Source organism: Streptomyces sp. NPDC048516, from assembly GCF_043199875.1.
Classification (GTDB): Bacteria; Actinomycetota; Actinomycetes; order Streptomycetales; family Streptomycetaceae; genus Streptomyces.
The window spans coordinates 192,861-218,126 of the sequence record NZ_JBICWS010000005.1; the positions used below are offsets into that span (position 1 = coordinate 192,861).

Annotated in this window: 25 protein-coding genes; 11 read left to right on the forward strand and 14 right to left on the reverse strand. The window is 72.8% G+C overall.

The window, feature by feature from the left end; translation table 11 throughout:
- Positions 1-31: 31 nt before the first annotated feature.
- Positions 32-349 carry an SHOCT domain-containing protein gene (locus ACGFR7_RS12595; protein ID WP_393317602.1) on the reverse strand — a complete coding sequence of 106 codons (318 nt, stop codon included), beginning with the start codon at positions 347-349 and terminating at the stop codon, positions 32-34.
- A gap of 291 nt (positions 350-640) precedes the next feature.
- Between ACGFR7_RS12595 and ACGFR7_RS12600 the strand changes: the two genes are divergently transcribed.
- The 3 genes from ACGFR7_RS12600 to ACGFR7_RS12610 all read left to right on the forward strand — a co-directional run bounded on the left by ACGFR7_RS12600 (position 641) and on the right by ACGFR7_RS12610 (position 2,993).
- Positions 641-1,279: a TetR/AcrR family transcriptional regulator gene (locus tag ACGFR7_RS12600; protein WP_393316966.1), complete on the forward strand. Its 639-nt coding sequence runs from the start codon at positions 641-643 to the stop codon at positions 1,277-1,279.
- Between the two features lie 32 nt (positions 1,280-1,311).
- Positions 1,312-1,896 (forward strand): DUF4865 family protein, encoded by a 585-nt coding sequence (locus tag ACGFR7_RS12605; RefSeq protein WP_393316969.1) that lies wholly within the window; start codon positions 1,312-1,314, stop codon positions 1,894-1,896.
- Positions 1,897-1,970: 74 nt separating this feature from the next.
- On the forward strand, positions 1,971-2,993 hold the full coding sequence (locus tag ACGFR7_RS12610; protein WP_393317605.1) for a phosphotriesterase: 1,023 nt from the start codon (positions 1,971-1,973) through the stop codon (positions 2,991-2,993).
- Here the strand turns inward: ACGFR7_RS12610 and ACGFR7_RS12615 are convergent.
- Positions 2,983-3,366 (reverse strand): PPOX class F420-dependent oxidoreductase, encoded by a 384-nt coding sequence (locus tag ACGFR7_RS12615; RefSeq protein WP_393316972.1) that lies wholly within the window; start codon positions 3,364-3,366, stop codon positions 2,983-2,985. The two genes, ACGFR7_RS12610 and ACGFR7_RS12615, sit on opposite strands and share 11 nt — an antisense overlap.
- Before the next feature lie 263 nt (positions 3,367-3,629).
- The gene (locus tag ACGFR7_RS12620; RefSeq protein ID WP_393316975.1) at positions 3,630-4,850 is read right to left on the reverse strand and encodes an ROK family protein; all 1,221 of its coding nucleotides are present in this window, start codon (positions 4,848-4,850) and stop codon (positions 3,630-3,632) included.
- Positions 4,851-4,867: 17 nt separating this feature from the next.
- On the opposite strand from ACGFR7_RS12620, the gene ACGFR7_RS12625 reads away from it, so the two are divergent.
- The 3 genes from ACGFR7_RS12625 to ACGFR7_RS12635 all read left to right on the forward strand — a co-directional run bounded on the left by ACGFR7_RS12625 (position 4,868) and on the right by ACGFR7_RS12635 (position 7,946).
- Complete coding sequence (locus ACGFR7_RS12625; RefSeq protein ID WP_393316977.1) at positions 4,868-6,103, forward strand: MFS transporter; 1,236 nt, start codon at positions 4,868-4,870, stop codon at positions 6,101-6,103.
- A gap of 117 nt (positions 6,104-6,220) precedes the next feature.
- Positions 6,221-6,988 carry a maleylpyruvate isomerase family mycothiol-dependent enzyme gene (locus ACGFR7_RS12630; RefSeq protein ID WP_393316980.1) on the forward strand — a complete coding sequence of 256 codons (768 nt, stop codon included), beginning with the start codon at positions 6,221-6,223 and terminating at the stop codon, positions 6,986-6,988.
- Between the two features lie 646 nt (positions 6,989-7,634).
- Complete coding sequence (locus tag ACGFR7_RS12635; protein WP_393316983.1) at positions 7,635-7,946, forward strand: DUF6332 family protein; 312 nt, start codon at positions 7,635-7,637, stop codon at positions 7,944-7,946.
- Here ACGFR7_RS12635 and ACGFR7_RS12640 read toward each other — a convergent pair.
- The 3 genes from ACGFR7_RS12640 to ACGFR7_RS12650 all read right to left on the reverse strand — a co-directional run bounded on the left by ACGFR7_RS12640 (position 7,907) and on the right by ACGFR7_RS12650 (position 11,342).
- Complete coding sequence (locus tag ACGFR7_RS12640) at positions 7,907-8,572, reverse strand: response regulator (RefSeq protein ID WP_393316986.1); 666 nt, start codon at positions 8,570-8,572, stop codon at positions 7,907-7,909. The two genes, ACGFR7_RS12635 and ACGFR7_RS12640, sit on opposite strands and share 40 nt — an antisense overlap.
- Positions 8,569-9,906, reverse strand: coding sequence for a sensor histidine kinase (locus ACGFR7_RS12645; RefSeq protein WP_393316989.1), 1,338 nt, complete (start codon positions 9,904-9,906; stop codon positions 8,569-8,571). Before ACGFR7_RS12645 ends, ACGFR7_RS12640 begins: the two co-directional genes overlap by 4 nt.
- A 230-nt stretch (positions 9,907-10,136) precedes the next feature.
- Entirely contained in the window at positions 10,137-11,342 is a 1,206-nt protein-coding gene (locus ACGFR7_RS12650) for a geranylgeranyl reductase family protein (RefSeq protein ID WP_393316992.1), read from the reverse strand.
- Positions 11,343-11,519: 177 nt separating this feature from the next.
- On the opposite strand from ACGFR7_RS12650, the gene ACGFR7_RS12655 reads away from it, so the two are divergent.
- Positions 11,520-12,872 (forward strand): dipeptidase, encoded by a 1,353-nt coding sequence (locus ACGFR7_RS12655; protein WP_393316995.1) that lies wholly within the window; start codon positions 11,520-11,522, stop codon positions 12,870-12,872.
- A 258-nt stretch (positions 12,873-13,130) separates the two neighbouring features.
- Here ACGFR7_RS12655 and ACGFR7_RS12660 read toward each other — a convergent pair whose 3' ends face one another.
- Positions 13,131-13,577, reverse strand: a complete 447-nt coding sequence (locus tag ACGFR7_RS12660) for a hypothetical protein (RefSeq protein WP_393316998.1) — start codon at positions 13,575-13,577, stop codon at positions 13,131-13,133.
- 220 nt (positions 13,578-13,797) lie between these two features.
- Between ACGFR7_RS12660 and ACGFR7_RS12665 the strand changes: the two genes are divergently transcribed.
- Both ACGFR7_RS12665 and ACGFR7_RS12670 read left to right on the forward strand, forming a co-directional pair.
- Entirely contained in the window at positions 13,798-14,361 is a 564-nt protein-coding gene (locus tag ACGFR7_RS12665) for a DUF5753 domain-containing protein (protein WP_393317001.1), read from the forward strand.
- Positions 14,340-14,543 (forward strand): DUF397 domain-containing protein, encoded by a 204-nt coding sequence (locus ACGFR7_RS12670; RefSeq protein WP_393317003.1) that lies wholly within the window; start codon positions 14,340-14,342, stop codon positions 14,541-14,543. Before ACGFR7_RS12665 ends, ACGFR7_RS12670 begins: the two co-directional genes overlap by 22 nt.
- A gap of 44 nt (positions 14,544-14,587) precedes the next feature.
- Here the strand turns inward: ACGFR7_RS12670 and ACGFR7_RS12675 are convergent, their stop codons facing one another.
- The 6 genes from ACGFR7_RS12675 to ACGFR7_RS12700 form a co-directional block, all read right to left on the reverse strand.
- On the reverse strand, positions 14,588-15,673 hold the full coding sequence (locus ACGFR7_RS12675) for a methyltransferase domain-containing protein (RefSeq protein WP_393317006.1): 1,086 nt from the start codon (positions 15,671-15,673) through the stop codon (positions 14,588-14,590).
- 255 nt (positions 15,674-15,928) lie between these two features.
- On the reverse strand, positions 15,929-19,138 hold the full coding sequence (locus ACGFR7_RS12680) for an efflux RND transporter permease subunit (RefSeq protein ID WP_393317009.1): 3,210 nt from the start codon (positions 19,136-19,138) through the stop codon (positions 15,929-15,931).
- Between the two features lie 151 nt (positions 19,139-19,289).
- A complete protein-coding gene (locus ACGFR7_RS12685) occupies positions 19,290-19,976 on the reverse strand; it encodes a response regulator (RefSeq protein ID WP_393317012.1) in 687 nt (228 codons plus the stop codon).
- On the reverse strand, positions 19,973-21,274 hold the full coding sequence (locus ACGFR7_RS12690; RefSeq protein WP_393317015.1) for a sensor histidine kinase: 1,302 nt from the start codon (positions 21,272-21,274) through the stop codon (positions 19,973-19,975). The genes ACGFR7_RS12685 and ACGFR7_RS12690 overlap by 4 nt, the downstream gene beginning before the upstream one ends.
- A 108-nt stretch (positions 21,275-21,382) precedes the next feature.
- Positions 21,383-21,661: a hypothetical protein gene (locus tag ACGFR7_RS12695; RefSeq protein WP_393317018.1), complete on the reverse strand. Its 279-nt coding sequence runs from the start codon at positions 21,659-21,661 to the stop codon at positions 21,383-21,385.
- A 57-nt stretch (positions 21,662-21,718) separates the two neighbouring features.
- Positions 21,719-22,516 carry a PspA/IM30 family protein gene (locus ACGFR7_RS12700; protein ID WP_359459407.1) on the reverse strand — a complete coding sequence of 266 codons (798 nt, stop codon included), beginning with the start codon at positions 22,514-22,516 and terminating at the stop codon, positions 21,719-21,721.
- Between the two features lie 315 nt (positions 22,517-22,831).
- Here ACGFR7_RS12700 and ACGFR7_RS12705 point away from each other — a divergent pair, with 315 nt between their 5' ends.
- On the forward strand, positions 22,832-23,428 hold the full coding sequence (locus tag ACGFR7_RS12705; protein ID WP_393317021.1) for a DUF3043 domain-containing protein: 597 nt from the start codon (positions 22,832-22,834) through the stop codon (positions 23,426-23,428).
- Between the two features lie 121 nt (positions 23,429-23,549).
- On the opposite strand, the gene ACGFR7_RS12710 is transcribed toward ACGFR7_RS12705, so the two are convergent.
- Positions 23,550-23,765: a hypothetical protein gene (locus tag ACGFR7_RS12710; RefSeq protein WP_262041320.1), complete on the reverse strand. Its 216-nt coding sequence runs from the start codon at positions 23,763-23,765 to the stop codon at positions 23,550-23,552.
- Positions 23,766-23,924: 159 nt separating this feature from the next.
- Between ACGFR7_RS12710 and ACGFR7_RS12715 the strand changes: the two genes are divergently transcribed.
- Positions 23,925-25,265 (forward strand): bifunctional adenosylcobinamide kinase/adenosylcobinamide-phosphate guanylyltransferase, encoded by a 1,341-nt coding sequence (locus tag ACGFR7_RS12715; protein WP_393317025.1) that lies wholly within the window; start codon positions 23,925-23,927, stop codon positions 25,263-25,265.
- Position 25,266: the final 1 nt, after the last annotated feature.

The following is a 25,266-nucleotide window of genomic DNA, read 5'->3' on the forward strand; positions in this document are numbered from 1 at the left end:
CTGCCGTCATGCCGCGCGTCCCTTGCTGACGTCATGCCGCGCGTCCCTTGGGGCCGGCACCGAAGTGCTCCTCCAGAACGGAGAGCCGGCGCCAGTACTCCTCCTCGTCGATCTCGCCCGAGGCGAAGCGCCTGCCGAGAACGGCGAGGGGTGAGGGCACGTCGGCGGAGGCGGAGGCGGAGTACTGCGGGCCGTGGAACCGCCCGCCGGGTCCGCCGTGGCGCCGCCCGGTGCGGCGCAGCAGCGTCACCACGCCGACGATGACCAGCACCCAGAGGACGGGAACGAACAGGATCCAGGGGCCCGGGCCAGGGCCGCCACCGGTCCAGGGTTCGGCGAGCTCGAACATCACGATCAGCTCCTCGACGGAAGGTGCGCCGGGGCTCCCGGCGCCGGGGAAGACCGGGGTTCCGGTCTCCTTCGAGCCTCGCCCTCGGGAGGCCGCCGGTCGTCGTACGGCCAGCGGCTCCTTCCGTACGACGCAGGGAGTACACAAGGCGCCCCGCCTCCGCCTGCTCCGGCCTGACCCCGTCTGCTCCGGCCTGCCTCCGCCTGCTCCGACCGCTCGGCCGCACGTACCCCGCTCCGGGCGCGGCTCCCCCTCTTGTGCTCTGTAACTACTGGTATGTACAGTGCCGCCATGAGCACTCAGGATTCGCTCGGCAGACAGGCGTCACCCGGCACTCACGCCACTCCCAGCACGCAGGAACGCCTCGTGCGGAGCACCCAGGAGCTGCTGTGGGAGCGCGGGTACGTCGGCACCAGCCCCAAGGCGATCCTGGAGCGCGCGGGCGTCGGCCAGGGCAGCATGTACCACCATTTCACCGGCAAGTCCGGCCTCGCGCTGGCGGCGATCCGGCGCACCGCAGAGGGCATGCGGGCGACCGCCGAGGAGTGCCTGAGCGCCCCCGGCACGGCGTACGACCGGGTCGCGGGCTATCTGCTGCGCGAGCGGGAGGTGCTGCGCGGCTGCCCGGTCGGCCGGATGACGCAGGACCGCGATGTGGTGCGCAGCGCCGAGCTGCGGCAGCCGCTGGACGAGATGTTCGGCTGGCTCCAGGGCCGGATCGGCGAAGTCCTCACCGAGGGGCAGCAGCGGGGCGAACTGCCCCCCGGACTGGACCCGTCGGCCACCGCGGCGACCGTCGCGGCCGTCGTCCAGGGCGGCTACGTCCTGGCCCGCGCCGCCGATGACACCGCGCCCTTCGACGCGGCCGTACGGGGCGTGCTGTCCCTCCTCGCCACACAGGTCACGCCCGGCACGGACACCGCCCGCTGAGCGCCCCTCCCCCGCACCGTACGGAGTCCGTCATGCACGCCATGCAGTACGCGATCACCTTGCCCGCCGACTACGACATGCGGATCATCCGGCACCGGGTGAAGTCCAGGGGCCACCTCCTGGACGACTTCGCCGGACTCGGCCTCAAGGCGTACGGCGTCCGGGAGCGCGGGGTCGACGGCTCACCGGTCAACCAGTACGCGCCGTTCTACCTCTGGGCCGATCCCGAGGCCATGAACCGCTTCCTCCTGGGTGAGGGATTCCGCGGGGTGGTCCGCGACTTCGGACGGCCCGTCGTCCAGCACTGGCAGGGGCTCTTCCACCGCCCCGGCCCGGCCGCCGACGCCCCGCCCCGCGCCTTCACCCGGCGGACGGAGACGCTCGCCGAGGACGCCGACGCCGCCACCGTCATCGCCCGTGCGGTTGCCGGGCACGAGGAGCTGGCCACGACAAACGGCGTGCACACCACCGCGCTGGCCCTGGACCCACGGCACTGGGAGCTGGTCCACTTCACCCTCTGGGCGCACGACTCCCCCCGGTCCGCCGGGGACCGTTACAAGGTGCTGCATCTGTCCACCCCGGGCACCGGCCGGCTCGGCACGGGACGGCAGTGGTGAACGGGGCCCCGTCGGACGAAGCGGCCGAGCCCAACGGCCGTACGGCCCCCGGCGGCACAGGCCCTGCCGGCCATATGGCCTTCGGCGACACCGCCCCCACCGTCCCTACGCCCCTCGGCGACACCGCCCCAGCCGTCCGTACGGTCCTCGGCGACATCGCCCCCGCCGCTCTCGGCGTCTGTGACGCACACGACCATCTCTTCCTGCGCAGCCCGCAGTTGCCGGGCCAGGAACTGGACGACTTCGGGGCCGCGGCAGCCGAGCTGCGCGCCTTCCACGCGGCCGGCGGTACGTCGGTGATCCAGTGGACGCCGTACGGCATGGGGCGGGGCGCCGCCGAGCTACCCCGGCTGGCACGGGAATCGGGAGTGCACATCGTCGCGGCCACCGGGCTGCACCAGGCGGCCCACTACGCACCTGAGGTGCTGGAACGCCTTCGCTCCTGGGCGGCCGAACTGTTCGTCGCCGAACTGACCGAAGGGATCGGCGGCACCGGCCCGCGCGCCGGGATGATCAAGGTCGCCGGAGGATTCCACGGTCTGGACGCGCATGCCCGGTACACCATGGCGGCGGCCGCCGAGGCCCAGCGGGCGACCGGCGCGGTCATCGGCGTCCATCTGGAGCTGGGCACCGGGGCCCTGGACGTACTCGAGCTGCTCTGCGGCGAGTTGGCGGTCCCGCCGGACCGGGTGATCCTCGGCCACCTCAACCGCTCACCGGACCTCGTCGTCCACCGGGCGGCCGCGGAGGCCGGTGCGTATCTGGCGTTCGACGGTCCTTCGCGGGCCCATCACGCGACCGACTGGCGCCTCCCCGAGGCGCTGGCCGCGCTCGCCGAGGCGGGCTTCGGCGAGCGGATCCTGCTGGGCGGCGACACCACGACGGCCGGCGCCCGGTCGGTGAACGGCGGCCCCGGCATGCCCCATCTGCTGCGCCGTCACCGGGAACGTCTCGAAGTCGTCCTGGGAAAGGACCTGGTGGCACGGTTCCTGACGGCGAACCCGGCCCGCGCCTTCGCCGCCGACTGGACGCGGGTCCCGCGGGTCCCGCGGGACCCGCGCAAAGGCCGGGAAGCGCGGCGGGCGTCTACAGCGTGACCGAGATCCCCACATGCGGCCGCTTCCCGCCGCGGACCAGCGCACCGACGCTGTCCATCAGCCGGAAGCGCAGCCCGTATTTGCCCGCCATCGCCCGGCGCACCCGGCCGAGTTCGCCCTTCCCCTCCAGGAGCCGGCCGGTGCCTTCGACGCTCTGCGTACCCTCGGCGATCCGGCCCCGGACATCGCACGGGGTGACGGTCACCCGGCCGTCGTTGCGCAGCCGCTTCACCTTCCAGCTGTCGTCCCGCGTCCACACCAGTAGTTCCTCCCCCTCGGCCACCGCCCACACCGGGGTGGCCACCGGTGTCCCGTTCTTGCGGTACGTAACGAGGCTGACGTAAGGACTGCGCGCGACCGCTTCGGGAATCATGGCCACAGCCTAGGACGACGGCCGGACGACGGCAGGGCGCTGCGCCTTGAGGAGCAGGGCACAGGCAGCCCGCCCCTCCCACTGCATCGAAGGCCGCACCGGAGCCCGCGCCTGGGCCCGCACCGGGCCCGCAAGCAGGCGGAAACCGTCCGCCCACCGCGACCCCGGCCCCCGGCCTCCGGCTCCCGGTCCCGAGCCCCGCCGTCCCTCATGCCCCCGCGCCGCCGTGCCCCGTGCCGCCATGCCGTCGCGCCGCCGCCCCGCTACCGGTCGAGAACGACCAGCGGATCGTCCAGAACCGGCTGCCAGGCCAACTCCGCCGCGCCGACCAGGCTGTTGTGGTCGAGGGTGCAGGGCAGGATCGGCACCCCACCGCTGCGGCCCCACAGGCTGCGGTCGGCGACCACCGCGCGCAGCCGCTCCGGATCGGCCTCCAGCAGGGCGCGGTGCAGGCCGCCGAGGACGATGCGGTCGGGGTTGAGGATGTTGACGAGTCCGGCCAGGCCGAGTCCGAGGCGGTCGATGAGGAGATCGGCGGCGGAGCGGACGCCCGGGTCGGCGTACTCGTCCCGCAGCAGGTCGGCGGCCTGCTGGAGCAGGGAGACCTCGGGGCCCGGTTCGCGTCCTGCGGCGCCGAGGAAGGCGAGCGGGTCCGCCTCGACGTCCAGGCAGCCGCGGCTGCCGCAGTGGCAGGGCGCCCCCTCGGGGTTGACCGTCAGATGCCCGACCTCCAGCGCCAGGCCCGAACTGCCGCTGTGCAGACGGCCGTCCAGCACCAGCGCCCCGCCGACACCCCGGTGGCCGGACGCCACACAGAGCAGATCGCGGGCACCCCGTCCGACACCGTGCCGGTGTTCGGCGAGCGCCATGAGGTTGACGTCGTTGCCGGTGAAGCCGATCGCTCCGGTGACTCCCGGGATGCCGGCGTCGGCCAGCGCGCGCAGGAAGAGCGCGCGTACGGGGGCGCCGGAAGGCCAGGCGAGGTGGAGCGGCGCAAGGGCCTCACCGTCCGGTTCGGCGACCGCGGAGGGCACCGCGAGGCCGGCGCCGAGGCAGCGCCTCCCGGTCTCGCGCAGCAGGTCCGAGCCGGCCGCGACCACGTCGGCGAGGACATGCGCCGGGTCGGCGGGGATGGTGCCGCAGCCGGTCGAGGTCGCCACGATGCGGCCGCCGAGGCCCACCAGCGCGACCCGGAAGCCGTCGGCGTGGATCTGCGCCGCGAGCACGACCGGTCCCCTCTCGGCGACGAACAGCCGGTGGGAGGGGCGCCCCTGGGAGCCGGCCGAGGCGGTCGGCCGGGAGTCGACGGTGATCAGGCCGAGCGCTTCGAGCTCGGCGGCCACCGCCCCCGCGGTCGCGCGGGTCACGCCGAGTTCGGAGGTCAGGACGGCACGGGTGGGCGCGCGTCCGGTGTGTACGAGCTCCAGTGCGGGTCCGAGGGCGCCACGGCCCCGCTCCAGCCTGGTTGTCCGAGTCTGGGTCACCCCCCTATTCTGGCTTTGTGCCGACACTAAACAAAACACGGGCGGCCCTGACGAAGGACCTGGCCCCCGCTCCTCCCGCCGATCCGCACCTGACCCGCCTCCGCATCGCCCTCACGGCCTTCTTCGCCATGGACGGCTTCCTCTTCGCCGGCTGGGTGGTCCGGATCCCCGCGATCAAGGCACAGACCGGCGCGGGTGCGGGCACCCTCGGACTCGCACTGCTCGGCGTGTCGGCCGGTGCGGTCGCCTTCATGATGATCACCGGCAGGCTGTGCCGTCGGTTCGGCAGCCACGCCGTGACGACCGCCTCCGCGGCCGCCCTCGCGCTGAGCATCGTGCTGCCGCCGCTCACCCGCTCGGCGACCGCACTGGGACTGGTGCTGCTGGTGTTCGGCGCGGCGTACGGCTCGCTCAACGTCGCGATGAACAGCGCCGCGGTCGACCTCATCAGTGCTCTCCGGCGCCCCGTGATGTCCAGCTTCCACGCCGCCTTCAGCCTCGGCGGCATGCTCGGCGCGGGCCTCGGCGGGCTGATCGCGGGCGGCCTCTCCCCCACCGCCCATCTGCTGCTGCTCGCCGCGATCGGACTGCTGGTGACGGCCGTTGCGGGGAACGCGCTGCGCGCACACCCGGCCCCGGCCGTCCCCGAGCGGCTGCCGGCGGAGCAGGAGAGCCGGCCGCGGCACGACCGGGCGGGCCGCGGCCGCCGCCTGGTGCTGGTCTTCGGGCTGATCGCGCTGTGCACCGCGTACGGCGAGGGGGCCATGGCCGACTGGGGCGCGCTGCACCTCTCCCAGGACCTGGGCGCCGGACCGGGCACGGCCGCCGCCGGATATGCCGTGTTCGCGCTGGCGATGACCGTGGGCCGGCTGTCCGGGACCACGCTCGTGCAGCGCTTCGGCGCGGCGCGGGCGCTGATCGCGGGCGGGACGACCGCGACCGCCGGCATGCTGTTCGGCGCGCTCGCCCCCTCGGCCGGGGCGGCCTGCGCCGGCTTCGCCGTAGCGGGCCTGGGGCTCGCCAACATCTTCCCGATCGCCATTGCCCGGGCCGGCGAGAGCGGCGGCCCGGACGGGGTCGCCGTAGCTTCTACGGTCGGCTACGGCGGCATGCTGCTCGGCCCGCCCGCCATCGGGTTCCTCGCCGAGGCTGCCGGCCTGCCGGCCGCCCTGACGACGGTGGCGCTGCTGGCCGCGGTCGCCGCGGTCATCGCGTACGCCACCCGCGGGGCGCACCGCACCGGACGGCCGTGAACCGGCCGGCGCACCCGCACGGGCAGGCACGGCCGCCCGCCCGCTCCCCGCGTGCGCCCTGCCGCCGCCCGGACCCGCGCGGGCCCGTTGTCAGTGGCGGCTGGCACACTTCTGACCATGGAGATCACTGAGTTCGTCGAATCGCTGCGACTGGACGGAAGCCTGCTCGCCGACGCCGCCGAGGAGGCGGGGCCGGATGCCCGTATTCCGGCCTGTCCCGAGTGGCAGATGCGGGATCTGGTCACCCACATCGGCCGGATCCACCGCTGGGCGACGGAGTTCGTGACCCAGGGCGTACAGCAGCCCGGCCGTCCCCCCGAGGCTCCGGACCTGGCCGACGACGACCTCGTGGCCTGGCTGCGCGAGGGCCATCACCACCTCGTCCTGGCGCTGCACTCCGCCCCGCAGGACCTCGCGGCCTGGACCTTCCTCCCCGCTCCCTCGCCCCTCGCGTTCTGGGCCCGGCGCCAGGCGCACGAGACCTCGGTGCACCGCGTGGACGCACAGCAGGCGCTCGGTGCCTCCCTCACCCCCCTCCCGTCCGCCTTCGCGGCCGACGGGATCGATGAACTCCTGACGGGCTTTCACGGCGGTGACCGCAGCAAGGTCCGGTCGGACGTCCCCCGGACCCTGCGGCTGCGCGCGACGAACGCACCCGGCGCCGACTGGACCGTCCGGCTCTCCGACGCGCCGCCGCACACGGTGCGTACCGCCGCGGAGGCCGACGGCGCCGGGCCGGACACCGGCAAGCCGGCGGACTGCACGATCGAGGGCCCGGCGGAGGAGCTGTATCTCGCGCTGTGGAACCGTCTGCCGTGGGACGCGATAACCATCACCGGTGACGAGACGCTGGCCCGCCTGTGGCGGGAGCGCTCCGGGATCTGAGAGGCGTCCTCACCCGGTCATGCGGCTGCTGCGGACGGCGGCACGGCCTCGCATGCCGTGTGCCCCTGCGTCCACCCGTCATGCGCCTTCCCCCGGTGCGCCGGCCCAGCCGGGCTTCGCGCATCAGCCGTTCCATGGCGTACGCGCTGATGCGCGCGGCGATTTAGGGGCCATGTCGAGCTCACGCAGTCCGGGCTCAGCGGTGGGCACCGTTGCGATGAGGCACGACCACACCGGCCGACCACCGCCATCCGGCTTTCACTGCCCTGGGCGCCGCCTTCACCGCGGCGGGGGCTGTGGTTCGTCCGGATGTGGTGGCCACGGCTGTCGGATTCCGCGGGACGCGGCCGCCAACTGCAGCTCATCGGCGCGGTGCCGGCCTCCGTCGGCGCAGCGCTACTGGGGCTGAGCGTCCGGCTGTACTTCAACCCCACCGGCCCTGCGGCACAGGCGCCCCCGATTCGCCCGATGGGACCGGGTTGTACCGCCCCTTGAGGCAAGCCGAAGACCCCGTCAGCACCGGGTTCCGGAGTCCACGCCTGCTCAGGTCGACCCACGACATGACGTTCGGAAGGCGGAGAGCTTCTGTGCAGCGGGCGGACGGCAGGCAGGACCCACAGGCGGTGCCCCCTGGGAGACTGCCGGTATGTCACCCAGCCGTACGCAGGCCGAGCGCGACGCGGTCACCGTCGAGATCATGTTTGCCCTGGTCAGTGGCGCCTTCGTGGGTGCTTCAGGGTTCGGGGTGCTGGGCAGCGCGGTTCTGTGGGGTCCGGTGCCGGCCTCGTGGCGCGGACCGTGGCTCGCGGTGAGCGCTGCGCTCGGCGGGGGGCTGTGCTGCGTCCAGGTGGTGCGGGTGCTCCGGCGTCTGCCCGGCCGGCCGGGGGCCGGTCCGTCCCCCGGGGACGTCGTCTGGATTCAGCCCAGCCAGCCGGGCCGCACCAACCCCGACTCATAGGCCAGCACGACCAGTTGGGCGCGGTCACGGGCGCCCAGTTTGACCATGGTGCGGCTGACATGCGTCTTGGCGGTGAGCGGGCTGACGACCAGCCGGCGGGCGATCTCCTCATTGGAGAGACCGATGCCGACCAGGGCCATCACCTCGCGCTCACGGTCGGTCAGGGCGGACAGGGCATCGGACACGGCCGGCTCCTTGGAGCGGGCCGCGAACTCGGCGATGAGGCGGCGGGTGACACCGGGCGAGAGCAGCGCGTCGCCGGCCACGACCGCGCGCACGGCCCGCACCAGCTCCTCCGGTTCGGTGTCCTTGACCAGGAAGCCGGAGGCACCGGAGCGGATCGCCTCGAAGACGTACTCGTCCAGCTCGAAGGTGGTCAGCATGACGACCTTCACCTCCGGCAGCCGCGGGTCCCCGGTGATACGGCGGGTGGCGGCCAGGCCGTCCACCACCGGCATCCGGATGTCCATCAGGACGATGTCCGGGCGGTGTTCACGGACGGCCGCCAGCGCCTGCTGCCCGTCCGCGGCCTCGGCGACCACCTCGATACCGGGCTGGGCGTCCAACAGCACCTTGAACCCGGCCCGGACCAGCAGCTGGTCGTCGGCGAGCAGTACCCGGATCACGACTCCTCCTCGGTGGCGGCCGGGGTCACCGTATCCGTATCCGGGGACCGGCCCCGGTCGTGCGTCCCGGGCAGCGGGATACGGGCCCGCACCCGGAAGCCGCCGTCCGGGCGCGGGCCCGCCTCCACGCTGCCGCCCAGGGCTGCGGCACGCTCCCGCATCCCGACCAGACCGTTGCCGCCGCCGGCCGGCCCGTCCGCGGCGGCGGTCGCCGGGCCGTCGTCGTCGACCCGGATCTGAAGCGCTCCGGGCGTATGGACGAGCAGCACCCGGGCGGTACGCGAGCCGGAATGCCGAATGATGTTGGTCAGCGCCTCCTGGACGATGCGGAAGGCGGCGAGGTCGGTGCCGGGCGCCAGGGTGGCGGGGGCACCCTCCGTGATGACCTCCACGGCGAGGCCGGCGCCTGCGGCCTGCTCGGTGAGTTCGGGCAGCCGGTCCAGCCCGGGGGCCGGGGAGCGCGGGGCGTCCCCCGGGGTGCGCAGGGTGTCGAGGACCTGGCGGACCTCGCCGAGCGCTTCCTTGCTCGCGCCCTTGATGGTGGTCAGCGCGGACCGCGCCTGCTCCGGGTCGGTGTCGAGCAGCGCCAGGCCGACGCCCGCCTGCACGTTGATCACGGAGATGCTGTGGGCGAGGACGTCGTGCAGCTCACGGGCGATCCGCAGCCGCTCCTCGTCCGCCCGGCGCCGTTCCGCCGCCGCCCGCTCGGCCCGCGCCTTCGCCAGCTGCTCGCGGCGCACCCGTACCAGCTCGGACAGGGCCGCCACGGCCACCACCCAGGCGAGAACGAAGAACTCCTGCTCCCAGGAGGCGGGCCCGTCATGCGAGGGCGGCAGCCGGCGGTAGAGCCAGTGAACGACCAGGAGGTGCCAGACCCATACCCCGCCCAGTGCGCACCAGGCGACCTTGCGATGCCCGGTGACGATCGCCGCGAAGGCCCCGAGGGCGAGGGTGAGGAAGACCGGTCCGTACGGATAACCGGCCGCGAGGTAGACCGCGGTGGCGAGGGCGGTGCCCAGGGCGACGGTGCGCGGGCAGCGGTGCCGGAAGAGCAGCAGGGCCGCTCCGGCGAACAGCAGCACGCGGGCGAAGGCGTCCAGCGGGACACGGCCCGGCTGGTCATGCCCGGCGAAGCCGGAGCCGACCATCACGACGGCCGTGACGGCGAGCGTCGAGACCCATGGCAGCCGCGTGCCGGACCAGCTCCCTGACTTCCCGGTCGGGGGCGCCGGTTCCCCGGTCGAGGGCGCCGGTTCCCCGGCCGGCGGCACAGGGCACCGCTCACGCTCGGGCCCGAGGCCGCGCCGCGCCCACGGCGGCCATGCGTTCTCCATGCCGTCACGCTAGACCGCGGCGGGGGCCGGCGGCGTCAGCCCGGCGCGGTGCTCCGGCGTACTCCCGGGGGAGTACGCCGGGGATACGGGCCGGGAGGGACGGAGGGCGCCTCGGCCCGCGGCCGGCGACGGGGGCCGACAGCGCCTCCGCGCCGCCACCGGCCGACGGCCGGGCCCCGCCTCACCACTGCCTCACCACACCCCTGCCTCACCCCTGCCTCACCCCTGCCTCATCCCCGGTTCATCGCCTCCAGCGCCCGGCGCGCCATCGAATGGGTGCGGACGATCTCGGCCAGCGTGGTCGTCCCGCGGGTGATCTTCGCAAAGGCCTGCCAGGCCGGGCGGAAGCCGGTGATCGCGGCGTGCAGCAGGCCGGGCCGGCGCGAGAAGACCTTGAGCATCTGCCGCCCCACGCCCATCTCCACTCCGAGGCCCGCCTTGATGGCGAAGGCGTAATTGAGTGCCTGCCGGCGGGCGTCCACCGCGTCATGCGCCTCGGAGACGCGCACCGCCCACTCCCCCGCGAGCCGCCCCGACCGCAGCGCGAAGGAGATGCCCTCCCGTGTCCACGGCTCCAGCAGCCCGGCCGCGTCACCGCACACCAGTACCCGGCCCCGGGACAGCGGGGAGTCCTCGGCGCGACAGCGCGTCAGGTGCCCGGACGAAATGCTCGGCTCGAAACCGGCGAGGCCCAGCCGGCCGATGAAGTCCTCCAGATAGCGCTTGGTCGCGGCCCCCTCGCCCCGCGCGGAGATGACGCCGACGGTCAGCGTGTCGCCCTTGGGGAAGACCCAGCCGTAGCTGCCGGGGATCGGGCCCCAGTCGATGAGCACCCGGCCCGCCCAGTCCTCGGCGACCGGCGCCGGTACCGGAATCTCCGCCTCCAGGCCAAGGTCGACCTGGTCGACCTTCACCCCGACATGGGCTCCTATCCGTCCGGCACTGCCGTCCGCACCCACCACGGCGCGGGCCAGCACCACCTCGCCGTCGCCCAGCACCACCGCGACGGTCCGCCGGTCCGGCACCTCGGCGCCGTGCTGCTCCACCCGCGAGACCGTGACGCCCGTACGGACCCTCGCGCCCGCCTCCTGGGCCGACTCGACCAGCCGCGCATCGAAGTCGGGCCGGTTGATCAGCCCGAACAGCATGCTCTTGGAACGGCGGGTGCGGGTCAGCCGGCCGTTCAGCGAGAACGTCACCGCATGCACCCGGTCGCGCAGCGGCAGCTCGAAGCCGGGCGGCAGGGCATCTCGCGAGGGGCCGATGATGCCGCCTCCGCAGGTCTTGTAGCGCGGGAGTGCCGCCTTCTCCAGGAGCAGCACCCGGCGTCCTGTACAGGCCGCGGCATGCGCGGCGGAGGCGCCCGCGGGCCCCGCGCCCACCACCACGACGTCCCACACCTGCTGGTTGTCCTCGGCTGCGTGCTCGCTGCTCACCTGTGCTTCTGCTCCCGTTCGATGCCTGGCTGCGCGTACCGCCCGCATCCTACGGGCCGCTGTTGAGCCAGCGGCCTGTGGGAAGATCGGGGGCACTGATGCCCGTACGTCCGGCCCGTCCGGCTCACGAGGCCGGACGGCCCGTACGCACAACGTCGCGCCCACAAGGAGCGTTCCATGTCTGACAGCCCGCTCGCACGTACCGTCGCCGCACTGCAGCCCCGCGCCAGGACCGAGCTGGCCGAGCTGGTGGCCTTCAAGTCGGTGGCGGATCCCGCCCAGTTCCCCAAGAGCGAGTGCGAGGCGGCCGCCGACTGGGTCGCCGGGGCGCTGCGGGCGGACGGCTTCCAGGACGTGGCGCTGCTGGACACCCCGGACGGCACCCGGTCCGTGTACGGCTTCCTGCCCGGCCCGGCCGGCGCCCCGACGGTGCTGCTGTATGCGCACTACGACGTGCAGCCGCCGCTGGACGAGGCCGCCTGGGTCTCCCCGCCGTTCGAGCTGACCGAGCGCGACGGCCGCTGGTACGGGCGCGGCGCCGCGGACTGCAAGGGCGGCCTGATCATGCATCTGACGGCGCTGCGTGCCCTCAAGGAGCACGGCGGCGTGCCGGTCAACGTCAAGGTGATCGTGGAGGGTTCGGAGGAGCAGGGCACCGGCGGCCTGGAGCGCTACGCCGAGGCCCACCCCGAGCTGCTGGCCGCCGACGCCATCGTCATCGGCGACACCGGCAACTTCCGGGTCGGGCTGCCGACGGTGACCGCGACGCTGCGCGGGATGACGCTCGTACGGGTCCAGGTCGACACCCTGGAGGGCAATCTGCACTCCGGCCAGTTCGGCGGGGCGGCCCCCGACGCGCTGGCGGCACTGATCCGGATCCTGGACTCGCTGCGCGCCGAGGACGGTTCGACCACGGTGCACGGGCTGGCCGCGGACGCCTCCTGGGAGGGCCTGCAGTACCCCGAGGAGGACTTCCGCAAGGACGCCAAGGTGCTCGACGGTGTCGGGCTGGTGGGCAGCGGTTCGGTCGCGGACCGGATCTGGGCGCGTCCGGCCGTCACGGTGCTCGGCATCGACTGCCCGCCGGTGGTCGGCGCCACCCCGTCCGTACAGGCCGGCGCGCGGGCACTGGTCAGCCTGCGGGTGCCGCCGGGCACGGACGCGGCCGAGGCGACGAAGCTGCTGACCGCGCATCTGGAGAGCGCCGCCCCCTGGGGCGCGCGGGTCGCGGTCGAGCAGATCGGCCAGGGCCAGCCGTTCCGCGCCGACACCAGCAGCCCGGCGTACACCTCGATGGCGGAGGCACTGCGCGAGGCGTACGACGGCGAGGAGATGCAGACCTCCGGCATGGGCGGCTCGATCCCGCTGTGCAACACGCTGGCCGGGCTCTACCCGGACGCGGAGATTCTGCTGATCGGCCTGAGCGAGCCGGAGGCACAGATCCACGCGGTCAACGAAAGCGTGTCTCCGCAGGAGTTGGAGCGGCTTTCTCTTGCCGAGGCGTTGTTCCTCCGTCGGTACGCGAAGTGATTCCCTGCCGGTCCGCTGCGCTTTGCCTCGGGGCGTTTTTGGCTTTCCCGCCATGGGGGTTTGCCGCCGTTTCGCCTGCGGCGGGCCGGGTCCGCTGCGCGGGGCTGTGGGTGCGGTGACGGACCTCCGGGGCCTGGTGTGTGGACTGCTGCGCTTTACGTCCACACACCAGGCCCCTCCGGCCCGTCACCTCCCGTGGGTGAGTAAGCGAGGGTGAGTGGGGGGCGGGCCCCGTCTGCCCCTGCTTGGCCGGCCGGGCTACTCCAAGGTCCAGCGGACCTTGTCGCCGCCCTTGATCGCGGTGTGGCAGGGGCCCTTCTTGATCTTCTCCTCGTTCACGTACGCGTTCCACTTCTTCTTGCCCTCGGCGGCGTCGCCGTGGATCTCGGTGACGACGAAGTCCTGGGCTTTGGTGTCCCAGCGCGCCTTGACGCCGCCGAGGCCGTACTGCTCATCGGCGTCGACCAGGGCCGTGAGGGGCGTGGGCGAGAGGCCGTCGGCGGCGCAGTAGAAACCGCCCAAGAGCGTGCGCGGTCCCGTGATGACGAGTCCCACGCTCGCGGTGTAGGGGCCGCCGGTCACGCCGACGCGGACCCGGACGTCGCCCGACGAGGCGAGGGCGGACGGCGGCACCGAGAGAGCCAGGGCGAGACCCAGCCCGAGCGCGATGACGGGGGTGGCCCTGCGGGCCAGCACGGACGGCACGGTTGCACACCTTTCGTCGGTCCAGCACCACCCGCCACGAAACCACCGGCTCCCGCGATCGGCGAGAGGTGCACGGCCAAATGTGTGCACCGCCGTAGCCGTGCGCCGCCACATGGGTGTGCCGCCACGTCCGCGCGACGCCAATTGCGTGTACCACTCCGCCCGCAGACGGAGCGTCACGTGCTCCATTGAGGCGCATCCGGATCAGTACCGGCGATTCATGGACTTCGAGGCACGCGCTGAAGTAATCGAGGTCTATGAACCGCAGGCCGTGCCCGGATTGCTGCAGATCAAGGAGTACGCCCGGGACTCTCTGGGCCGCCAGGAGGACTTGACCGAGGGACAGGTCGAAGAGCGTGTCAACGCCCGGATGTCCCGTCAGGAGCGTCTGCACTCGGCCGCCCGGCCATACCGATGGGTGATCACCGACGAGGCTGTGCTCCGGCGGCACGCGGGCGGCAGGGAGTGCCTGCACAAACAACTGGCTCGGCTGCTCGAACAGGTGGATACTCCCGACAGTAAGGTGCAGGTCATGCCGTTCAGCGCGGGTCCGTACCCGTTGACGGGCGGCGCCCTGAATCTGCTGTCGCTTCCCGACGGCTCCACCATGGCTTACGAAGAAGGCATCGAGGCCGCGCATCTCCACGAGGATCCCGAAGCCGTGAAGAAGTGGCGGCGCCGGTACGAGGTGTTGCGTGCGAATGCCCTCTCACTGGCGGAGTCAGCGGACCTGGTCCGAAAGGCAATGGAGGACTACAAGCCATGCGACACACAACCGAGTTGAGCGCGGCTCGCTGGCGCAAGAGCAGCTACAGCAACACCAACGGCGGGAGCTGCGTCGAGGTCGCCGATGAGTTCCCCGGCCTCGTCCCCGTACGCGACAGCAAGGACCCCCACGGCCCCGCCCTCCTCGTCCCGGCTGCAGCCTGGACCGAGTTCGTGGACTCCCTCAAGCAGCAAGGCTAGGCGCGCCGTTCGGGCCGTTTCGGCGCCGCGCCGGGACGGGCCGCTCACACCGAGACGGTCTGGCCCTCGGCGGTGACGGTGATGCGATAGCGGTCGCGGGACGGGCTGCCCTGGGCCCGCCAGGCGCGGTAGGCGGATTCGACCTCGTCCCACAGGCGGCGCGGGCCGTGCTGTTCCGTCTCGTACACCGCACGGCCGGGGACGTATTCGGCGGTGGCCCATGAGCTGCGGGCGTCGTCGAAGAGCCAGTACGTGGCCTCGTCGCTGCCGTCGTCGGCGTGGCACAGCAGCGGCCAGGCGTCCCGCACCCGCAGTCCGACGGCGAAGCGGGCGTGCGGATCGTCCTCCAGCACCCGGGGGTCGAGCGTGGTCGTGGAGTGCTCGCCCTCCTCGCCGTGGTACCAGTCCCTGATGCGGCCGTAGGAGCGGCGCTGCTGGCGGGCCCACATGAAGGCCGGGCGGCCGGAGAAGCCGCCGGTGGCCCGCCCGTCGCGGACCGTCAGGGTGGCGAACGAGTAGGAGTGGAACGACGAGCCCCACGGGGTGAGGATCGTGCCGCCCGGGGCGGTCTGCTCCACCCAGGCGTAGGGGATGTCGCGGACCGTGCAGGTCGCGATGATCCGGTCGAAGGGGGCCCGCGCGGGGACGCCCGCCAGGCCGTCCCCGCACTCCATGTGGGGGTGCAGGCCCGCCCGGGCAAGGTTGTCCCGGGCGATGTCGTGCAGGCCCCTGTCGGTCTCGATCGTGGTCGTACGGTCCCCGCCGAGCCGGTGGGCGAGCCAGGCGGCGTGGTAGCCGGTACCGGTGCCGACCTCCAGTACCGCGTCGCCGTCCCGGACGATCGCGGCCATCGCCAGCATGAGGGAGGGCATGGACGTCGAGCAGGTGGGAAAGGCCACCTCGCCCGCCGCGCGCCGGCCGTCGTTGTGCTGGGTGATGAGGGGCAGGTCGGCGTAGACCATCCGGCGCCACTCCGCCTCGTCCGCGGCGCGGGAGACCGTTCGGTCGGCCACCTCGAAGGTGTCCGGGACGAAGTGCGCGCGGTCGACGGCGGCGACCGCCGGGGCCCATTGCGGCGGCAACTCGCCCTTGTTGTGCAGGATTTCCACCAGCCGGCTCGGCGAGGACATGGCGTCGCCCCCTACTTCTTCGGCGGATTGGTCACCGGCTTGGTCCACCGGCCGTCGGATTCCTTCGGGCTCTGCTGCTTGTCGCCCTCCTCGCCGCCCTTGCCGTCCCCGTGCTTGCCCATCGTGCTCCCCCTTCGCCGGTGCGGTTTGCGGACCCCGGGACGGGGATGCCCAGCACGATGCCCCCGCAAGCACCGGCCTGCGGGGGCATCGTTTCTGCGTCACCTTGTCGGTGGTGTCACACGCTCACCGGCGTCAGACGCTCGCCGGCTCCGGTGTGCGGTCGGTCTCCTCGGGCTGCGGGCCGTCCTTGGCGGACCGCTTCGCGGCCTTCTTCTTCGCCCGGCGCTCCTTGCGGAGCTCGATCATCGCGTAGAGCGTCGGGACGAGGAGGAGGGTGAGCAGGGTGGAGGTGATCAGACCGCCTATCACGACCACGGCGAGCGGCTGGGAGATGAAGCCGCCGTCGCCGGTGATGGACAGCGCCATCGGGAGCAGCGCCATGATCGTGGCCAGCGCCGTCATCAGGATCGGGCGCAGCCGGTGGCGGCCGCCCTCGATGACCGCTTCGACGACGCCGTAACCCTGCGCCCGGTACTGGTTGATGAGGTCGATCAGCACGATGGCGTTGGTGACCACGATGCCGATCAGCATCAGCATGCCGATCATCGCCGGGACGCCCAGCGGGGTGCCGGTGGCGACCAGCAGGCCGATCGCGCCGGTCGCCGCGAAGGGGATCGAGACGAGCAGGATCAGCGGCTGGATCAGCGAGCGGAAGGTGCCGACCAGGAGCATGAAGACGATGGCGATGGCCGCCAGCATCGCCAGGCCCAGCGAGGTGAACGCGTCGGTCTGGTCCTGGGAGACGCCGCCGATCTCGGCGGTGGCGCCGTCGGGCAGCTTCAGCGCGTTGATCTTGCTCTGCAGGGTGGTGCTGACCGCGCCGGTGTTGTCGCCGGTCGGCTTGGCGGTGATGGTCGCCGAACGGGCCCCGTCGATCCGGGTCATCTGGACCGGGCCGGGGACGGTCTGCACGGTGGCGAGGCTGCTGAGCTTCGCCGGGCCGGACGGGGTCGGGACGGTCAGGTCCTTCAGCTCGGCCACGGTGGTGGCCGGGTGGGCCGACTTGATCACGATGTCGCGCTCGGTGTCGTCCAGGACCGCCTTGCCGCTGGTGGTGCCGCGCACCGCCTGGGTGACCGCACCGCCGAGGGTGGTCTGGTTGTAACCGGCAGCGGCCGCCTTGTCGTTGGGCTTCACGGAGATCCGCGGCACGCTCTGGGCGAGGTCACTCTGGACATCCGTGACGTCGTCGAGACCGGCGACGGTCTTGCGGACCTGCTCACTGGCCTTCTTCAGGACATCGCCGTCGGCGGCCTTGACGACCACGCTCAGGTCCTGGCTGCCGAAGCCGCCGCCCGCGGTGACGGTGGTGTCGCCGATGGACTTGCCGAGCTTGCCGAGACCGGCCCGCAGGTCGTCGGTGACCTTTTCGGAGTCCCCGGCGTCCTTCAGCTTGAGCTGGTAGGAGGCCTGATTGGCACTGGTCCCGCCGCCGAAGGCCGCCATGAAGCCGGAGGAGCCGACGGTGACCTGGTAGTCGGCGATGTCGTCGTTGGCCGCGAGCAGCTTCTCGACCTTCTTGGCCTGCTTGTCGGCCGCGTCCAGGCTGGTGCCGGGCTTGAGCTCCTGCTTGAGGGTGAGGGTGTCCTGGTCGCCCTGGTCCAGGAAGTTCGTCTTCAGGAGCGGGCCCATGGCGAAGGTGCCGAGGAGGACCACGACGGCGATGACCAGGCTGGTGACCCGGCGGCGGGTCGCGAACCGCAGGACGGGGACGTAGAGGCGCTGCAGCGGGCTCTTGGCCTCCTTCTCCTCGGCCTGGCGGCGCAGGTCGTCCGGGGTGGTGCCCTCGGGGATCCGCGGGGCGCGCAGGAACCAGAACGAGAGGACCGGTACGACCGTCAGGGAGACGATCAGGGAGGACAGCAGGGCGACGGTGACGGTCAGGGAGAAGGAGCCGAAGAGGGCGCCCACCATGCCGCCGACCACGCCGATCGGCAAGAACACCGCGACCGTGGTGAGGGTGGAGGAGGTGATCGCTCCGGAGACCTCCTTGACGGCGGAGAGGATGGCCTCGCGGCGCTCCTCGCCGTAGCCCAGGTGCCGCTTGATGTTCTCCAGGACGACGATGGAGTCGTCGACGACGCGGCCGATCGCGATGGTCAGCGCGCCGAGGGTGAGCATGTTCAGGGAGAGGTCCCCGGTCCACAGCACGATCAGGGTGATGACGACCGAGAGCGGGATGGAGACCGCGGTGACCAGCGTCGAGCGCAGGCTGAGCAGGAAGACCAGGATGACGATGACCGCCATGGCGAGGCCGAGCAGGCCCTCGGTGGTCAGCGACTCTATCGACTTGGAGACCGCCGGGCCCTGGTCGGAGGCGACCGTGACCTCGGTGCCCTTGCCCAGGTCCTGACGGATCTTCGGCAGCTTGTCCTTGACCGCGTCGGAGATCGCGACCGCGCTGCCGTCCTGGTCCATCGTCACCCGGAGGGCGAGGCTGGGCCTGCCGTCGGTGCGGGTGATCGAGGTCGGGGTGGCGGCCTGCTCCTTGACGGTGGCGACATCGCCGAGCCGGACCGGGCCGGCCGGGCGGCCGGCGCTCGCGCCCGCCCCCGCACCGGAGTCACCGGCCGCCGCGCCGGAGCCCCCGGCCCCCGCGGACGGCGCGATCGACAGGTCCCGGATCTGCTTGACGGCGGTGAACCCCGCGCCGACCTGCACGGTCTTGCTCTTGCCTGCTTCGGCGAACGAACCGGCGGGCACCGAGGTACCGCCGGCCTCCAGCGCCTGGCCCAGTGCCTGGGGGGTCAGCCCGGCGGCGGCGAGCTTCTTGTCGTCGGGGGTGACCGCGACGATCCGGTCCTGGACGCCGTCCACGCTGACCTGGCTGACGCCGTCGATGTTCTTCAGGTCCGGCACCACGCTGCGGTTGAGCTGGTCGGCCAGCGTCTGCTGGTCCTTGGAGCCGGAGGAGACGGCCAGGACCACGGTGGGGATGTCGTCGGTCGAGCCGGACACCACCTGCGGGTCGACGTCGTCGGGCAGCTTGGCGCGGGCGCGGTTCACGGCCTGCTGGACATCGGCGACCAGGCGCTTGGAGTCATTGCCGTAGTCGAACTGCGCCATGATGACGCCCGAGCCCTCGCTCGACGTCGAGGTGACGGACTTGATGCCGTCGACCGCCTGGACACCGTCCTCCAGCGGCTCGATCACCTGCTTCTCGATGACCTCGGGGGAGGCGCCCTGGTAGGGGGCCATCACGGACACCATCGGGAGTTCGATGGACGGCAGGAGCTGCTGCTTGAGCTGCGGGATCGCGATGGCGCCGAAGGCGATCGCCACGATCGACATCAGCGCTATCAGGCCCCGTTGTACGAGGCTGAGTCGGGACAGCCAGGACATGGGTGGGGTCTCTCTTCTGTTCTGAAACGGTCGGCGGGGCCTTTCCCGGGCCCACCTACACCTTCCGCCATGCCCTGGCCGGTTTTCCTCGCTCGCAGGTCGGTTTTCGGCCGGGGCCCGTACCGCGTTGGGAGTACGGGCCCCTCCCCCTTCACTGCACCCGTGGGCGTACGAGTCCGGACTCGTAGGCGATGACCACCAGCTGGGCCCGGTCGCGGGCGCCCAGTTTGGCCATCGCGCGGTTCACATGCGTCTTGACGGTGAGCGGGCTGACCGCCAGCTGCTCGGCGATCTCGTCGTTGGACAGTCCGCCGGCCACCAGGGTCAGCACCTCCCGCTCGCGGCCGGTCAGCGTCGCCAACCGCTCGGTGCCCCGGCCACCGGGCCCGCCGTCCCCCGTACTGCCGCCCTGCGCAAGGAACTTGGCGATCAGGCCCTTGGTCGCGACGGGCGACAACAGCGCCTCGCCGGCCGCCGCGATCCGGATCGCGCCCAGCATCTCGTCCGGCTCGGCACCCTTGCCCAGGAAGCCGCTGGCACCGGCCCGCAGCGACTGCACCACATAGTCGTCGACCTCGAAGGTCGTCAGGATGACCACCCGGACGCCGGTGAGTTCCGGGTCCTCGCTGATCATGCGGGTGGCCGCCAGGCCGTCCACCCCGGGCATCCGGATGTCCATCAGGACGACATCGGGGCGCTTCGCCCGGGTCAGCTCGTACGCCTGGGCGCCGTCGGAGGCCTCCGCCACCACTTCCATGTCGGGCTCGGAGTCGACCAGCACCCGGAAGGCGCTGCGCAGCAGCGCCTGGTCGTCGGCGAGCAGCACCTTGATCGTCATATCGACTCCCCCGTACGGACGGTCTGCAGTGGAAGGGTGACCCGCACCTGGAAGCCGCCGGCCGCGCGCGGGCCGGTCACGACCGTGCCGCGCAGCGCGAAGACCCGCTCGCGCATCCCGATCAGGCCGTGGCCGCCGCCGCTGTCCCGCGGCTCACCGGGCCCGCCCTGCTCCGTGGGCGGCCGGTCGCCGCCCTTCTGCCGCGGGATGCCGGCCCGGCCCGCGCCGTCGTCCAGGACGGTCACGGTCAGCGCGGTCTCGCAGTGGAGGATCCGCACCGTGGCGCGGGCCCCCTCGCCGGCGTGCTTGTGGACGTTGGTGAGCGCTTCCTGGACCACGCGGTAGGCGGTGAGGTCGACGGAGGCGGGCAGCGGCCGGGGCGCGTGCGGGATCTCCAGATCGACGGGGATCCCGGCGCGGACGAACCCCTCGACGAGCTGGTCGAGGACGCCGAGGCCGGGCGCGGGCTCGGTCGGCGCCTTGGGGTCGTCGGACTGCCGCAACAGGCCGACCGTGGCGCGCAGTTCCTCCAGCGCCGAGCGGGACGCCTCGCGGACGTGCGCCAGCGCCTGTTTGGCCTGGTCGGGGCGGTTGTCCATGACGTGCGAGGCGACGCCGGCCTGGACGTTGACCAGGGCGATGTGGTGGGCGACGACATCGTGCAGCTCGCGGGCGATCCGCAGGCGCTCCTCGGCGACCCGGCGCCGGGCCTCCTCCTCGCGGGTGCGCTCGGCGCGTTCGGCGCGCTCGCGGATGGCGTCGACGAAGGCCCGGCGGCTGCGGACCGCGTCACCGGCGGCCGCGGCCATGCCCGTCCAGGCGAAGATCGCGATGTTCTCCTGCGCGTACCAGGGGCGGGGACCGCAGAGCATCGCGGCGGCCGTCAGGACGACGACGGTCAGCGCGCCGATCCGCCAGGTGGTGGGCCGGTCGGTGCGCGAGGCCAGGCTGTAGAGGGCGATCACGGCGGCGGCGGCCACGGGGGCGCGCGGGTCACTGGAGCGCGCGAGCAGTTCGACGATGGTGCAGACGCCGGTGACGGCCAGGACCGTACGGGGCAGCCGGCGGCGCAGGACCAGGGCGGCGCAGGCCAGCGCGGCGAACCCCACGGTCGTGGCGGACAGGTGGTGAGCGCCGAACCGCGGGCCGTGCGGGCCGTGCGGGTCGGCCACCGCGCCGCACAGGACGCACGCGAAGACAGCCACCGCCAGAACGGTGTCGAAGGCGAGCGGATGTGCCCGCTGCCACGGGAAGCGGCCGGCGCGGGGCGTGTCCGGGCGGGGGTCGAGGTGACTCACAAGAGCAAACGGTAGCGCCCCGGTCCGCCGAGGGGCCGGGGCGCCGTGCGCTGGAGTGGAGTGACCGGACCGGGCGGAACCGGGTCCTGGCCGGGACCTGGCCGGGGTTCAGCCCGGGATGAGGCCGTCGTCGTTGAGCATCTCCCGGACCTCTTCGAGAGAGGCGTCGGCGGACGGCAGGATGAGTTCGGACGGTTCGAGGGCATCGTCGGGAAGCGGTGTACCCAGTCGGCGCACCGCGTCCAGCAGGGCACCGAGAGTGCGCTGGAAACCCGCTTCGTCGTTGCTCTCCATCTCGGCGAGCAGTTCATCGTCCAGTTTGTTGAGCTCGGCGAAGTGGGCATCGTCCAGCTTCACCTGGCCCTCCCCCATGATCCGTACGATCACGACGGTCTCCCTTGGTCCGGTCCGACGATCTCCGGCGAGGCTATCCGCCGCCGGCCGTCACTGCTTGTCGAAACGCGGCCGGTCCTGCTGCGGGGCGGACTGTGCCCCGCCGTTCTGACCGCCCTCGATGGCCTGCTGGCCGGACGAGCCTCCCGCGAGCTCGGCCTTCATCCGCTGCAGCTCCAGTTCGACGTCGCTGCCGCCGGAGAGCCGGTCCAGCTCGGCGGTGATGTCGTCCTTGGCCATGCCGGTCGGGTCGTCCAGCGCACCGGAGGCCATCAGCTCGTCGAGGGCACCGGCCCTGGCCTGCAGCTGCGCGGTCTTGTCCTCCGCGCGCTGGATGGCCATGCCGACATCGCCCATCTCCTCGGAGATGCCGGAGAAGGCCTCGCCGATCCGGGTCTGGGCCTGGGCGGCCGTGTAGGTGGCCTTGATCGTCTCCTTCTTCGTACGGAAGGCGTCGACCTTGGCCTGCAGCCGCTGCGCCGCGAGCGTGAGCTTCTCCTCCTCGCCCTGCAGCGTCTGGTGCTGCGTCTCCAGGTCGGTGACCTGCTGCTGCAGCGCGCTGCGCCGGCTCAGCGCCTCGCGGGCCAGGTCCTCGCGGCCGAGCGCCAGCGCCTTGCGGCCCTGGTCCTCCAGCTTGGACGACTGGCCCTGGAGCTGGTTGAGCTGCAGCTCCAGGCGCTTGCGGGAGGTCGCCACGTCGGCGACGCCGCGGCGCACCTTCTGCAGCAGCTCCAGCTGCTTCTGGTACGAGTAGTCGAGGGTTTCGCGCGGGTCTTCGGCCCGGTCCAGGGCCTTGTTGGCCTTCGCGCGGAAGATCATCCCCATCCGCTTCATGACACCATCGCTCATGGGCCTCGCGCGCCCCCTTCTGGCCGAGTCACCTCGGGCTTAGGCTCCAGCACATCTACAGACCCCACAGTACGGGCCCTGGTTCCATTACCGCACTGTTCGCGCCCGGATGCGCTCCTCCTCCAGGACGATCGGGGCGCGTTCTTCTCCCGCGCAAGGAGTAGGGAGAGTCCGGACAATCGGCACGATGTCCGCTCTGTCCCGGTAGTGCAGGGGTTCCCGCCTGGTCAGACGCCGGCCTCCGGAAGCGCCGTTGCCGGATCGTGCCCCGTCGGACCGTGGCTCACCCGCGGCGAGCACGTACCCTTGGGTGTTGTGTTCCGAAGCCGTTCGAAGGATGAGCAGGCCGCGACCGCCAAGGTGACCGCGGACCAGCCCCAGCAGCCCCGCGATCCGCAGGCCCCCAAGGGCCGCCCTACGCCCAAACGCAGCGACGCCCAGTCGCAGCGCCGCTCCCGAGCGCATACGCCGGCCAACCGCAAGGACGCGGCGAAGGCCCAGCGTGAGGCCCGCCGAGTCGATATGGCCCGCCAGCGCGAGGCGATGGCCAGCGGCGACGAGCGGTATCTGCCGGTGCGCGACAAGGGGCCCGTGCGCCGCTTCGCGCGCGACTTCGTCGACTCCCGGTGGTGTGTCGCCGAGTTCTTCCTGCCGATGGCCGTGGTGATCCTGGTACTCACCATGATCCGGGTGCCCTCGATCCAGAGCATCGCGCTGCTGCTGTGGCTCGTGATCATCGTGCTGATCGTGCTCGACTCGGTGATGATCTGGTTCCGTCTGGGCAAGCGGCTGCAGGAGCGCTTCCCGAACGAGAACCTCAAGGGCGTGAAGGCGTACGCGGTGATGCGGACGCTGCAGATGCGGCGACTGCGGCTGCCGAAGCCGCAGGTGAAGCGGGGACAGCGGCCGTAGCCGCGTCGTACGTGGCGGTGCGCCGTAGCGGCGGGATTTGCTTCTCCGACTGCCGGGCCGGGTCCGTGCGGACCCGGCCCGGCAGTCGTCAGGGCTGCGGCCCCGGCCGGTCAGATCCGGCTCAGGCCTCCGCGTCCGCGTGCAGGCTCATCGGGCCCGCGTAGATTTCGGTGCCGTCCTCGAACAGCCTGACCTGGTCGACGCCGCCTTCGAGGAGGGCCTTCCACTCCTCGCCGATCCAGGACTCCGCGTCGCCCTGGGTGGTGAACTCCTCCGGTTGCACGGCCGGCGCCGTCTCCGAACCGTCGGCCTTCTCGAACCGCCACGTCCACGCCATGTGCGCCTCCTGGATCCCACCGAGTACGAATCTGTGCCACCGCGGGCGCGTCCTGACGCACCCCCGGTGCCGTGCTTCCGTGCTGATCGGCAGCCTAACGGCCGTGTCGAGTCCGCCCCCGCCGCGCCCGCCCGGCGTGGACGCGGGAAACTCGGCGGTGTGGATGTGACTCTCCTTGGCACCGGGGCCCCGCAGGGGCTGCCGCGCCCCGGCTGCCCGTGTGCCGCCTGTGCGACCGCCGTCGGCGACGAGGCGCGGGCGGCGACCGCGCTGCTCGTCGACGGCGCGCTGATGATCGACCTGACGCCGGGCCCGGCCTTTGCGGCCGCCCGTGCCGGGCAGTCCCTGGCGGGCGTTCGGCAGGTGCTGCTCTCCCATCCGCACGACGGCCCGGCGATGGAGGTGCCGGCCGGGCTGCCGCAGCCGGGCCGGGTCGCGGACGGACGGGAGCTGGCGCTGCTCGACGGGCACCGGGTGCGCGCCGTCGCGGTGGACATCCCCGGTACCGGCTACGAGATCTCCGGCGCGGACGGCGAGCGGCTGCTGTATCTGCCGCCGGGCGCGGCGCCGGCCGGACTGGGCAACGGCAACGGCCGGGCGGCGGGCGGCGGTGACGAAGCCGCCGGCGGCGCCGGTCCCTACGACCTGGTGCTGCTCGACGCGGTGCAGCGACCCGATGCGCTGGCCAGGCTACGGGCGAGCGGCGCGGTCGACGCGGCGACGGACGTGGTCGCGGTGCACCTCGACCACGGTGTGCCGCCGGGGCCCGAACTGCGCCGCAGGCTGGCCGCGGTGGGGGCCCGCGCGGTCGCGGACGGCAGCACGCTGGTGGTGGGCGAGTTTCACGCGGTGCCGGATCTGCCGCGGCGGACCCTGGTGCTGGGCGGGGCGCGCAGCGGCAAGTCGGTGGAGGCGGAGCGGCGGCTCGCGGCCTTCCCCGAAGTGGTGTACGTGGCCACCGGGGGGACCCGGGACGGCGACCAGGACTGGGCGCAGCGCGTCTCGCTGCACCGCGAGCGGCGCCCCAGCGGCTGGCGCACCGTCGAGACCTGCGATCTGCTGCCGCTGCTGGGGGCCGGACCGGGCGCGGACGACACGGGGCCGGGCCGGGAAGGCGCCGGCCTCGGCCGGGAAGCCGGCGTGCCCGGTGCGGGCCCCGGCGCCGGGCGCCGGGGCGGGACGTCGCCGCTGCTGATCGACTGTCTGGCGCTGTGGCTGACGCATGTCATGGACGACGTCGGGGCGTGGGACGACGCGACCTGGGAGGCCGGCGGCCGGGAGGCGCTGCGCAAGCGGACCGATGCGCTGGTGGCGGCGCTGCGCGAAACGCGCAGGCCGGTGGTGGCGGTGAGCAACGAGGTCGGTTCCGGGGTCGTCCCGGCGACCCCGGCGGGCCGTCGGTTCCGTGACGAACTGGGGCGGCTGAACGCCGCGTTCGCCGCGGAGTGCGAGCAGGTGCTGCTGGTCGTCGCGGGGCAGGCGCTTGCGCTGCGTGGATGAC

Coding starts and splice junctions, on each gene's coding strand:
- ACGFR7_RS12610 (WP_393317605.1), top strand. CDS start 1,971: ATGGCCTTCGGCGACACCGCCCCCACCGTCCCTACGCCCCTCGGCGAC.
- ACGFR7_RS12655 (WP_393316995.1), top strand. CDS start 11,520: ATGTCTGACAGCCCGCTCGCACGTACCGTCGCCGCACTGCAGCCCCGC.
- ACGFR7_RS12665 (WP_393317001.1), top strand. CDS start 13,798: ATGGACTTCGAGGCACGCGCTGAAGTAATCGAGGTCTATGAACCGCAG.
- ACGFR7_RS12700 (WP_359459407.1), bottom strand. CDS start 22,516: ATGAGCGATGGTGTCATGAAGCGGATGGGGATGATCTTCCGCGCGAAG.
- ACGFR7_RS12680 (WP_393317009.1), bottom strand. CDS start 19,138: ATGTCCTGGCTGTCCCGACTCAGCCTCGTACAACGGGGCCTGATAGCG.
- ACGFR7_RS12600 (WP_393316966.1), top strand. CDS start 641: ATGAGCACTCAGGATTCGCTCGGCAGACAGGCGTCACCCGGCACTCAC.
- ACGFR7_RS12710 (WP_262041320.1), bottom strand. CDS start 23,765: ATGGCGTGGACGTGGCGGTTCGAGAAGGCCGACGGTTCGGAGACGGCG.
- ACGFR7_RS12635 (WP_393316983.1), top strand. CDS start 7,635: ATGTCACCCAGCCGTACGCAGGCCGAGCGCGACGCGGTCACCGTCGAG.
- ACGFR7_RS12615 (WP_393316972.1), bottom strand. CDS start 3,366: ATGATTCCCGAAGCGGTCGCGCGCAGTCCTTACGTCAGCCTCGTTACG.
- ACGFR7_RS12670 (WP_393317003.1), top strand. CDS start 14,340: ATGCGACACACAACCGAGTTGAGCGCGGCTCGCTGGCGCAAGAGCAGC.
- ACGFR7_RS12595 (WP_393317602.1), bottom strand. CDS start 349: ATGTTCGAGCTCGCCGAACCCTGGACCGGTGGCGGCCCTGGCCCGGGC.
- ACGFR7_RS12675 (WP_393317006.1), bottom strand. CDS start 15,673: ATGTCCTCGCCGAGCCGGCTGGTGGAAATCCTGCACAACAAGGGCGAG.
- ACGFR7_RS12605 (WP_393316969.1), top strand. CDS start 1,312: ATGCACGCCATGCAGTACGCGATCACCTTGCCCGCCGACTACGACATG.
- ACGFR7_RS12645 (WP_393316989.1), bottom strand. CDS start 9,906: ATGGAGAACGCATGGCCGCCGTGGGCGCGGCGCGGCCTCGGGCCCGAG.
- ACGFR7_RS12630 (WP_393316980.1), top strand. CDS start 6,221: ATGGAGATCACTGAGTTCGTCGAATCGCTGCGACTGGACGGAAGCCTG.
- ACGFR7_RS12685 (WP_393317012.1), bottom strand. CDS start 19,976: ATGACGATCAAGGTGCTGCTCGCCGACGACCAGGCGCTGCTGCGCAGC.